The sequence below is a fragment of the Cellulomonas sp. P2_F12 genome, from assembly GCF_056403775.1.
Map to the genome: position 1 here is coordinate 523723 of NZ_JBFUEV010000003.1, position 11328 is coordinate 535050.

Sequence of the window (11328 nt, forward strand, 5' to 3'; positions counted from 1 at the left end):
CACGCACACATCGAAGAGAGAAGAACATGACTGAGCGCGTCGTCCTCGCCTACTCCGGCGGCCTGGACACCTCCGTCGGCATCGGCTGGATCGCCGAGGCCACCGGCGCCGAGGTGATCGCCGTCGCGGTCGACGTCGGCCAGGGCGGCGAGGACCTCAACGTCATCCGTCAGCGTGCGCTCGACTGCGGTGCCGTCGAGGCCTACGTGGCCGACGCCCGCGACGAGTTCGCCACCGAGTACTGCATGCCGGCGCTCAAGGCGAACGCGCTCTACCTCGACCGGTACCCGCTGGTCTCGGCGCTGTCCCGCCCGGTCATCGTCAAGCACCTGGTCCGTGCCGCCCGCCAGTTCGGCGCGACGACGGTCGCCCACGGCTGCACCGGCAAGGGCAACGACCAGGTCCGCTTCGAGGTCGGCATCACGTCGCTGGCTCCGGACCTCACGTGCCTCGCGCCCGTCCGGGACCTCGCGCTGACCCGCGACAAGGCGATCGAGTTCGCCACCCGCAACGCGCTGCCCATCGAGACGACCAAGCACAACCCGTTCTCGATCGACCAGAACGTCTGGGGTCGCGCGGTCGAGACCGGCTTCCTCGAGGACATCTGGAACGGCCCCACCAAGGACGTCTACACGTACACGGACGACCCGACGTTCCCGCCGGTCGCGGACGAGGTCGTCATCACGTTCGAGGCCGGCGTTCCGGTCGCGCTCGACGGCATCCCGGTGACGCCGCTGCAGGCGATCCAGGAGATGAACCGCCGCGCGGGTGCCCAGGGCATCGGCCGGATCGACATCGTCGAGGACCGCCTGGTCGGCATCAAGTCGCGCGAGGTCTACGAGGCCCCGGGCGCGATCGCGCTGATCGCCGCGCACCAGGAGCTCGAGAACGTCACCGTCGAGCGCGAGCAGGCCCGGTTCAAGCGGGGCGTCGAGCAGCGTTGGACCGAGCTGGTCTACGACGGCCAGTGGTTCTCGCCGCTGAAGAAGTCGCTCGACGTCTTCGTCGACGACACGCAGCGCTACGTCTCGGGCGACGTCCGGATCGTCCTGCACGGCGGCCGCGCGACGGTCACGGGCCGCCGGTCGGACGCGAGCCTGTACGACTTCAACCTGGCCACCTACGACACGGGCGACTCGTTCGACCAGTCGGCGGCCAAGGGCTTCATCGAGATCTACGGCCTGTCGTCCAAGCTCGCCGCGGCGCGCGACGTGCGCTTCGGCAACGGGGTGGACCTGGGCTCGCAGGGTGGCATCGCGGATGCCTGAGGAGGCTCCGCTCGCGCTGTGGGGCGGCCGGTTCGCGTCCGGGCCGGCTGCCGCCCTGGCGGACCTGTCCCGCTCGACGCACTTCGACTGGCGCCTGGCCGACGTCGACATCTCGGGCTCCGTCGCGCACGCGCACGTCCTGCACACCGCGGGTCTGCTCACCGACGACGAGGTCGCGGCGATGATCGACGCGCTCGAGCGGCTGCGGACCGACGTCGCGAGCGGCGCCTTCGGTCCGGCGCCTGACGACGAGGACGTGCACACGGCTCTCGAGCGCGGCCTGATCGAGCGCGCGGGGGCCGACGTCGGCGGCAAGCTGCGCGCCGGTCGCTCGCGCAACGACCAGATCGCCACGCTCGTGCGGATGTACCTGCGCCGCGAGGCGCGGACGCTGGCCGGGCTGGTGCTCGACGTCGTCGAGGCGCTGGTCGACCAGGCCGCGGCCGCCGGCGAGGCCCCCATGCCGGGCCGGACGCACCTGCAGCACGCGCAGCCGGTGCTGCTCGCGCACCACCTGCTCGCCCATGCCTGGCCGCTCATGCGCGACGTCGACCGCTGGATCTCGTGGGACGGCCGCGCGGCGTTCTCGCCCTACGGCTCCGGCGCGCTGGCGGGCTCGTCGCTGGGCCTGGACCCGGCCGCCGTGGCCGAGGAGCTCGGCTTCGTCGGCCCGGTCGAGAACTCGATCGACGGCACGGCCTCGCGCGACGTCGTCGCGGAGTTCGCGTTCGTGGCCGCCATGCTCGCCGTCGACGTCTCCCGGCTCGCCGAGGAGGTCGTCCTGTGGTCGACCAAGGAGTTCGGCTTCGTGCGCCTGCACGACGCCTTCTCCACGGGGTCGAGCATCATGCCGCAGAAGAAGAACCCGGACGTCGCCGAGCTCGCGCGCGGCAAGGCCGGCCGTCTCATCGGCGACCTGACCGGCCTGCTGGCGACGCTCAAGGGCCTGCCGCTCGCGTACAACCGCGACCTGCAGGAGGACAAGGAGCCGGTGTTCGACCAGGTCGACCAGCTCACGATCCTGCTCCCCGCGTTCGCCGGGATGATCGCGACGCTCACGTTCGACACGGACCGCATGGCGTCGCTCGCCCCGCAGGGCTTCTCGCTCGCGACGGACATCGCCGAGTGGCTCGTGCGCGAGGGCGTGCCGTTCCGCGTGGCCCATGAGGTCGCGGGCGCGTGCGTCCGGGCCTGCGAGGAGCACGAGCCGGCCATCGAGCTGTGGGACCTGACCGACGACGAGCTCGCGGCGATCTCGCCGCACCTCACGCCGGGAGTCCGCGCGGTGCTCACCGTCGAGGGGTCGTTGGCGTCCCGTTCGGCCGTCGGCGGCACAGCTCCGTCGGCGGTCGCCGTGCAGCTGGGCAACGCGCGCACCCAGCTGCAGAACCTGCGGGCGTGGACGGCGTCCTGACCTCGCCGGCCGCGCAGGTCGCCGCGTCGGCGCTCGCCGGCGCGCCCCGCCTCGGCCCGGTGCGCGTCGTGTGCGTCGACGGCCCGGCGGGCTCCGGCAAGACGACGGCGGCGGCCGCGATCGCCGCGGCGGTCGGTCCGACGGCCGCGGTCCTGCACCTCGACGACCTCTACGAAGGCTGGTCGGGCCTCGAGGGCTCCCTGTGGCCGCGCCTGTCGGCTCAGGTCCTCGAGCCCCTGCGCCGCGGCCGACCGGGCCGCTACCAGCGCTACGACTGGCCGACCGGCGCCTTCGCCGAGTGGGTCGACGTCCCGGTGCCAGGCGTCCTGGTCCTCGAGGGCTGCGGGTCGGCCCGCCGCGCCGCCGACGGGATCGCGGTCCTGCGGGTCTGGGTCGAGGCGCCGGCCGCCCTGCGGCTCGAGCGCGGGCTGCGTCGCGACGGTGCGGACGCCCGCGAGCAGTGGCTCGGCTGGATGGTCGACGAGGCTGCCCACTTCGCCCGTGAGCGCACGCGCGAACGTGCGGACGTCCGGCTCGACGCGTTCGGCGCGCTGCTGGACCCGGAGCGCTGACGGCCACCGCGCGGTCCCGACGGCGTGGACCGGGCCGCGGGACGCGGGGCTCGTGCGGCAAGATGGGCGCGTGAGCACGTCGTCGGAACCGCTCGAGACCCCGGACGCCGCCGCCCCGCATGCGGTCGTGGCGGTCCCGGCGCGCGTCTGGTTCAGCCGCGAGGTCCACGCGGTCGCCCGCGACCTGCTCGGCTCGTACCTGACCGCGCGGTCCCCGGAGGGTGACGTCACGCTCCGGATCACCGAGGTCGAGGCCTACGGCGGCGCCGACGACCCGGGCTCCCACGCCTACCGCGGCCGTACGTCCCGCAACGCCGTGATGTTCGCGGAGCCGGGCCGCCTGTACGTGTACCGCCATCTCGGTCTGCACCACTGCCTCAACATCGTCACCGAGCCCACCGGCAGCCCGTCGGCCGTGCTGCTGCGTGCCGGGGAGATCGTCGAGGGCGCGGACCTCGCCTGGAAGCGGCGCGAGGCCGTCGGCGTCGTCGACTCGGAGCGCCAGCTCGCGCGCGGGCCTGCCCGTCTCGCCGTCGCGCTCGGCCTCGACATGCGCGCCAACGGTGCGGACGTCACGGAGGCCGGCGGCGACATCGTGCTGCACCGCCACCAGGTCGTCGTCCAGCCGACGCACAAGTCCGGCCCACGCGTGGGCGTCTCGGGCTCCGGCGGCGAGGGGAACAGGTTCCCCTGGCGCTACTGGCTGACCGACGAGCGCACGGTCTCGGCCTATCGACCGGCGTATCGCGCGCCGGCGTCGACAGACGTCCCGTGAGGGACGACGACGCCGGCCCGACACCCCCGACCGCTGTGCCCGACTCGACCGCCCTGCCTGCCGCGCGTGTGCCGGCCTACTGCCTGGAGACCTTGTGAACCACATCCTCGACGACCTCGAGTGGCGCGGACTGATCGCCCACTCCACCGACCTCGACGCCCTGCGCGACGCTCTCTCCGCCGGACCCGTCTCGCTGTACTGCGGCTTCGACCCGACCGCGCCGAGCCTGCACATCGGCAACCTGGTCCAGATCCTCACCGTCCGGCGCCTGCAGGACGCCGGCCACACCCCGTTCGGCCTCGTCGGCGGCGCCACCGGCCTCATCGGCGACCCGAAGATGGCGGGGGAGCGCACCCTCAACGACCGGGACGTGGTCTCCGGCTGGGTGGAGCGCATCCGCAAGCAGATCGAGCCGCTGCTCCGTTTCGACGGCCCGAACGCCGCGACCATGGTGAACAACCTCGACTGGACCGCACCGCTGTCCGCCATCGACTTCCTGCGGGACGTCGGCAAGCACTACCGCCTGGGCACGATGCTGGCGAAGGACACGGTGGCCCGACGCCTGAACAGCGACGCGGGGATCAGCTTCACCGAGTTCAGCTACCAGATCCTGCAGGGCATGGACTACCTGGAGCTGTTCCGCCGGCACGGGATCACGCTGCAGACCGGCGGCAGCGACCAGTGGGGCAACCTGCTGTCGGGCGTCGAGCTGATCCGCAAGGCCGAGGGTGCGTCCGTGCACGCGCTGACCACGCCGCTGATCACCAAGGCCGACGGCACCAAGTTCGGCAAGACCGAGAGCGGAACCGTGTGGCTCGACCCCGAGTTGACCACGCCCTACGCGTTCTTCCAGTTCTGGCTCAACGCCGACGACACCGACGTGGTCAGCTACCTCAAGGTGTTCAGCTTCCGTACCCACGCGGAGATCGACGAGCTCGCCGACGCCGTCGCCTCCCGCCCCGCGGCCCGCGAGGCGCAGCGGGCGCTCGCCTACGAGGTGACCGCCCTGGTGCACGGGACGGCGGCCGCCGACCAGGTCGTCGCGGCGAGCCAGGCGCTCTTCGGGCGAGGGTCGCTGGCCGACCTCGACGCCGCGACGCTCGCCGCAGCCGTGGCCGAGCTGCCGTCCGCCCCCGGGACCGCCGGCGACGCGATCGCCGACCTGCTCGCGGCCACGGGGGTCGTCGCGAGCAAGGGCGCAGCCCGCCGGGCGATCGCCGAGGGGGGAGCCTCCGTCAACAACGTGCGGGTGGCCTCCGAGGACGCAGTGCTCACCGACAAGGACCTCCTGCACGGTCGGTGGGCGGTCCTGCGCCGCGGGAAGCGCACGCTCGCGGTGGTCGACGCACACGCCTGATCCCGGCATACCGCCCGACGAACCCCCGCGCCCACCTCGGGCCGCGGGGGTTCGCCGTCGGGTTTCCGGCCTCTGACCAGGGGTTCGACCGTGCCGGACCGGTCTGGTGATGGGGGTCACCGCGGCGGGATTTGCCACCCGCCGCAACACCCGCGTAATGTTCTCGATGTCGCCCGAGAGGGAGGAACGGACACCGCGGATCGAACCGAGGTGGCTGGTCCCTAGGGTGGCCACCCCCGAACGTGTTGAAAGGCGCTTCGTGCGCCCTGAAGCCGGACGGGGACGGGCTCCAGGCCCGCGGACAGCTGCCCGAGAGGGTGGCGGGAAGCGGCCGAAAAGCCAGGTAGGATTCAGAACGACAAAGCCTCTCGGATGAGATCGAAAGATCTCGAGGAGATGCGCGTCTGTTCCTTGAGAACTCAACAGTGTGCCAAATAGTCGATGCCATATGGCTCGCTATCGGAGGTGTTTGCGGCCCGTTTGGGTTGTGGGTGCTGAGGTGGTGGGTCTTGGTTGAGATTGGTGTCCGTTCTTCCACCTCCGTGGGGGGCGGGTGCCACAATTCAGCCGAATCTGATTGGTCCTTATCGGGACCGTTTCGTGTGTCGGTTGCTCTGCTGCTTTGGTGGTGGGGTGCCATGTAGACATTTACGGAGAGTTTGATTCTGGCTCAGGACGAACGCTGGCGGCGTGCTTAACACATGCAAGTCGAACGGTGATGGCCAGCTTGCTGGTCTGATCAGTGGCGAACGGGTGAGTAACACGTGAGCAACCTACCCCAGACTCTGGAATAACCATGGGAAACGATGGCTAATACCGGATACGAGACACACACGCATGTGTGGTGTCTGGAAAGATTYATCGGTCTGGGATGGGCTCGCGGCCTATCAGCTTGTTGGTGGGGTAGTGGCCTACCAAGGCGACGACGGGTAGCCGGCCTGAGAGGGCGACCGGCCACACTGGGACTGAGATACGGCCCAGACTCCTACGGGAGGCAGCAGTGGGGAATATTGCACAATGGGCGCAAGCCTGATGCAGCGACGCCGCGTGAGGGATGACGGCCTTCGGGTTGTAAACCTCTTTCAGCAGGGAAGAAGCGCAAGTGACGGTACCTGCAGAAGAAGCGCCGGCTAACTACGTGCCAGCAGCCGCGGTAATACGTAGGGCGCAAGCGTTGTCCGGAATTATTGGGCGTAAAGAGCTCGTAGGCGGTTTGTCGCGTCTGCTGTGAAAACCTAAGGCTCAACCTTGGGCTTGCAGTGGGTACGGGCAGACTAGAGTGCGGTAGGGGTGACTGGAATTCCTGGTGTAGCGGTGGAATGCGCAGATATCAGGAGGAACACCGATGGCGAAGGCAGGTCACTGGGCCGCAACTGACGCTGAGGAGCGAAAGCATGGGGAGCGAACAGGATTAGATACCCTGGTAGTCCATGCCGTAAACGTTGGGCACTAGGTGTGGGGCTCATTCCACGAGTTCCGTGCCGCAGCAAACGCATTAAGTGCCCCGCCTGGGGAGTACGGCCGCAAGGCTAAAACTCAAAGAAATTGACGGGGGCCCGCACAAGCGGCGGAGCATGCGGATTAATTCGATGCAACGCGAAGAACCTTACCAAGGCTTGACATACACCGGAAACTTCCAGAGATGGTTGCCCCGCAAGGTCGGTGTACAGGTGGTGCATGGTTGTCGTCAGCTCGTGTCGTGAGATGTTGGGTTAAGTCCCGCAACGAGCGCAACCCTCGTCCCATGTTGCCAGCGGGTTATGCCGGGGACTCATGGGAGACTGCCGGGGTCAACTCGGAGGAAGGTGGGGATGACGTCAAATCATCATGCCCCTTATGTCTTGGGCTTCACGCATGCTACAATGGCCGGTACAAAGGGCTGCGATACCGCGAGGTGGAGCGAATCCCAAAAAGCCGGTCTCAGTTCGGATTGGGGTCTGCAACTCGACCCCATGAAGTCGGAGTCGCTAGTAATCGCAGATCAGCAACGCTGCGGTGAATACGTTCCCGGGCCTTGTACACACCGCCCGTCAAGTCACGAAAGTCGGTAACACCCGAAGCCAGTGGCCCAACTCGTAAGAGGGGGAGCTGTCGAAGGTGGGACTGGCGATTGGGACTAAGTCGTAACAAGGTAGCCGTACCGGAAGGTGCGGCTGGATCACCTCCTTTCTAAGGAGCATCTGGCAGCCACATCGCCTGTCATGGGTGGTGGAGGGTGTCCAGGCCCGTTGTCCCTGCCGAACGAGTGGGGGACGGTGCTCGAGGGTGGAACATCGACTGTGGCCGGCTTTCGAGCTGGTGGCGACCTAGTACGCCGGGGCCTTCGGGTTTCCGGGTGGGAACGGATCGTTGCTGGTGAGGGGTCGGCTGGGCACGCTGTTGGGTCCTGAGGGAACAGCCGGAAGGTTGTTCGTTCAGGGTCGCTACGCACGCGGTCTGCACCTGAGGGTGTGGGGCGGGGTGCGGGTGGCGCGGGCTGGTACCGCTCAGACAAWCCGTTCGCTGCATGGTGCCCGCAAGGGTGGCTGTGGGGCGGGTAGGTGCTGGGGTGAGGGTGTCAGAGCCGGTCGTAGCTTGAGAACTGCACAGTGGACGCGAGCATCTTTTTTGAATGATTTTTGTGGTCAAGTTTATAAGGGCACAGGGTGGATGCCTTGGCACTAGGAGCCGAAGAAGGACGTTGTAGCCTGCGATAAGCCTCGGGGAGTTGGCAAACGAACCGTGATCCGAGGATGTCCGAATGGGGAAACCCCGCACGAGTCATGTCGTGTGACCCGCACCTGAATATATAGGGTGTGTGGAGGGAACGGCGGGAAGTGAAACATCTCAGTACCGCCAGGAAGAGATATTCCGTGAGTAGTGGCGAGCGAAAGCGGATCAGGCCAAACCGTGTACGTGTTCAAGCCGGCAGGCGTTGCGTGCACGGGGTTGTGGGACCTTTCAGCTGGTTCTGCCGAATCAGCAGGGAGTCAGAAAGTCGCGTCATAGTCGAAGGGCATTGAAAGGCCCGGCACAGAGGGTGTGACCCCCGTAGACGAAATGGCGTGGCCTCCCGAAGGGGATCCCAAGTAGCTCCGGGCCCGAGAAACCTGGAGTGAATCTGCACAGACCACTGTGTAAGCCTAAATACTACCTAGTGACCGATAGCGGACAAGTACCGTGAGGGAAAGGTGAAAAGTACCCCGGGAGGGGAGTGAAATAGTACCTGAAACCGTGTGCCTACAATCCGTTGGAGCCTCCCTAGCAGGGGTGACAGCGTGCCTTTTGAAGAATGAGCCTGCGAGTTAGTGGTACGTGGCGAGGTTAACCCGTGTGGGGAAGCCGTAGCGAAAGCGAGTCCGAATAGGGCGTCTCAGTCGCGTGCTCTAGACCCGAAGCGGAGTGATCTAGCCATGGGCAGGTTGAAGCGCGGGTAAGACCGCGTGGAGGACCGAACCCACCAGGGTTGAAAACCTGGGGGATGACCTGTGGTTAGGGGTGAAAGGCCAATCAAACTCCGTGATAGCTGGTTCTCCCCGAAATGCATTTAGGTGCAGCGTCACGTGTTTCTTGCCGGAGGTAGAGCTACTGGATAGCCGATGGGCCCCACCAGGTTACTGACGTTAGCCAAACTCCGAATGCCGGTAAGCCAGAGCGTGGCAGTGAGACTGCGGGGGATAAGCTCCGTAGTCGAGAGGGAAACAGCCCAGACCACCAGCTAAGGCCCCTAAGCGTATGCTAAGTGGGAAAGGATGTGGAGTTGCACAGACAACCAGGAGGTTGGCTTAGAAGCAGCCACCCTTGAAAGAGTGCGTAATAGCTCACTGGTCAAGTGATTCCGCGCCGACAATGTAGCGGGGCTCAAGTATACCGCCGAAGCTGTGGCATTCACATATCAGCTCAGCGCACCTTCGGGTGTGTTCAGGCGTGTGGATGGGTAGGGGAGCGTCGTGTGGCGAGTGAAGTCGCGGGGGAACCCAGCGGTGGACGCCACACGAGTGAGAATGCAGGCATGAGTAGCGAATGACGGGTGAGAAACCCGTCCGCCGAATGATCAAGGGTTCCAGGGCCAGGCTAATCCGCCCTGGGTAAGTCGGGACCTAAGGCGAGGCCGACAGGCGTAGTCGATGGACAACGGGTTGATATTCCCGTACCGGCGAAGAACCGCCCATACCGAGCCCGGTGATGCTAAACGCCCGAGCCGGCACACCACCCCTTCGGGGGTACCGTGCCGGGGAGCGCGTGACCCGAACCGGTAGTAGGTAAGCGTATTAACAGGGGTGACGCAGGAAGGTAGCCAAGCGTGGCGATGGTAGTCCACGTCCAAGGTCGTAGGGCGAGGTGTAGGCAAATCCGCACCTCACATAGCCTGAGAGCTGACGGTGACCGCATTAGCGGGAATCTGGTGATCCTATGCTGCCAAGAAAAGCCTCGACGCGAGGTTCTAGCCGCCCGTACCCCAAACCGACTCAGGTGATCAGGTAGAGAATACCAAGGCGATCGAGAGAATCGTGGTTAAGGAACTCGGCAAAATGCCCCCGTAACTTCGGGAGAAGGGGGGCCTGAAGCGTGAACCGACTTGCTCGGGGAGCGTGAAGGGCCGCAGAGACCAGGGAGAAGCGACTGTTTACTAAAAACACAGGTCCGTGCGAAGTCGCAAGACGATGTATACGGACTGACGCCTGCCCGGTGCTGGAAGGTTAAGAGGACGGGTCAGCCGCAAGGCGAAGCTCAGAATTTAAGCCCCAGTAAACGGCGGTGGTAACTATAACCATCCTAAGGTAGCGAAATTCCTTGTCGGGTAAGTTCCGACCTGCACGAATGGCGTAACGACTTCTCCGCTGTCTCAACCGCGAACTCGGCGAAATTGCACTACGAGTAAAGATGCTCGTTACGCGCAGCAGGACGGAAAGACCCCGGGACCTTTACTATAGCTTGGTATTGGTGTTCGGTGCGGCTTGTGTAGGATAGGTGGGAGACTGTGAAGCCGGCACGCCAGTGTCGGTGGAGTCAACGTTGAAATACCACTCTGGTCGCTCTGGATATCTAACCTCGGTCCGTGATCCGGACTAGGGACAGTGCCTGGTGGGTAGTTTAACTGGGGCGGTTGCCTCCTAAAATGTAACGGAGGCGCTCAAAGGTTCCCTCAGCCTGGTTGGCAATCAGGTGGCGAGTGCAAGTGCACAAGGGAGCTTGACTGTGAGACTGACAGGTCGAGCAGGGACGAAAGTCGGAACTAGTGATCCGGCGGTGGCTTGTGGAAGCGCCGTCGCTCAACGGATAAAAGGTACCCCGGGGATAACAGGCTGATCTTGCCCAAGAGTCCATATCGACGGCATGGTTTGGCACCTCGATGTCGGCTCGTCGCATCCTGGGGCTGGAGTAGGTCCCAAGGGTTGGGCTGTTCGCCCATTAAAGCGGTACGCGAGCTGGGTTTAGAACGTCGTGAGACAGTTCGGTCCCTATCCGCTGCGCGCGCAGGAAACTTGAGAAGGGCTGTCCCTAGTACGAGAGGACCGGGACGGACGAACCTCTGGTGTGCCAGTTGTTCCGCCAGGAGCACGGCTGGTTGGCTACGTTCGGAAGGGATAACCGCTGAAAGCATCTAAGCGGGAAGCCTGCTTCAAGATGAGGTTTCCATGCCCCCTCGAGGGGTGAGAGGCTCCCAGCTAGACCACTGGGTAGATAGGCCGGATGTGGAAGAGGGGACTAACGACCCTCGCAGCTGACCGGTACTAATAAGCCGACAACTTCACCACCTCATTCAATTATTGCTACGCGTCCACTGTGCGGTTCCCGAGAGACGAACGGGAACCCGTTTGACAACTCGACAACGTTACGGCGGTCATAGCGAAGGGGAAACGCCCGGTCCCATTCCGAACCCGGAAGCTAAGCCCTTCAGCGCCGATGGTACTGCACTCGCCAGGGTGTGGGAGAGTAGGACGCCGCCGGACATCATTCAG

5 protein-coding genes and 3 rRNA genes are annotated in these 11328 nt (G+C 65.5%); all 8 read left to right on the top strand.

Features of this window, described 5'->3' with window-relative positions; all coding sequences use genetic code 11:
- Positions 1 to 26: 26 nt before the first annotated feature.
- Positions 27 to 1268 (top strand): argininosuccinate synthase, encoded by a 1242-nt coding sequence (locus AC1DWH_RS10540; protein WP_456846727.1) that lies wholly within the window; start codon positions 27 to 29, stop codon positions 1266 to 1268.
- Positions 1261 to 2682 (top strand): argininosuccinate lyase, encoded by a 1422-nt coding sequence (gene argH / locus AC1DWH_RS10545; protein WP_477093614.1) that lies wholly within the window; start codon positions 1261 to 1263, stop codon positions 2680 to 2682. The genes AC1DWH_RS10540 and argH overlap by 8 nt, the downstream gene beginning before the upstream one ends.
- On the top strand, positions 2667 to 3254 hold the full coding sequence (locus tag AC1DWH_RS10550) for a uridine kinase family protein (protein ID WP_477093615.1): 588 nt from the start codon (positions 2667 to 2669) through the stop codon (positions 3252 to 3254). The genes argH and AC1DWH_RS10550 overlap by 16 nt, the downstream gene beginning before the upstream one ends.
- A 70-nt stretch (positions 3255 to 3324) precedes the next feature.
- The gene (locus tag AC1DWH_RS10555) at positions 3325 to 4029 is read left to right on the top strand and encodes a DNA-3-methyladenine glycosylase (RefSeq protein WP_477093616.1); all 705 of its coding nucleotides are present in this window, start codon (positions 3325 to 3327) and stop codon (positions 4027 to 4029) included.
- A 94-nt stretch (positions 4030 to 4123) separates the two neighbouring features.
- Positions 4124 to 5386, top strand: coding sequence for a tyrosine--tRNA ligase (gene tyrS, locus AC1DWH_RS10560; protein WP_477093617.1), 1263 nt, complete (start codon positions 4124 to 4126; stop codon positions 5384 to 5386).
- A 647-nt stretch (positions 5387 to 6033) separates the two neighbouring features.
- Positions 6034 to 7555, top strand: a 16S ribosomal RNA gene (locus tag AC1DWH_RS10565).
- A 453-nt stretch (positions 7556 to 8008) separates the two neighbouring features.
- Positions 8009 to 11124: ribosomal RNA gene (locus AC1DWH_RS10570) — 23S ribosomal RNA — on the top strand.
- Positions 11125 to 11202: 78 nt separating this feature from the next.
- Positions 11203 to 11319: ribosomal RNA gene (rrf, locus tag AC1DWH_RS10575) — 5S ribosomal RNA — on the top strand.
- The 16S, 23S and 5S rRNA genes sit together here, the layout of an rRNA operon.
- The last annotated feature ends 9 nt before the right edge of the window (positions 11320 to 11328 follow it).

Coding starts and splice junctions, on each gene's coding strand:
- AC1DWH_RS10540 (WP_456846727.1), top strand. CDS start 27: ATGACTGAGCGCGTCGTCCTCGCCTACTCCGGCGGCCTGGACACCTCC.
- argH (WP_477093614.1), top strand. CDS start 1,261: ATGCCTGAGGAGGCTCCGCTCGCGCTGTGGGGCGGCCGGTTCGCGTCC.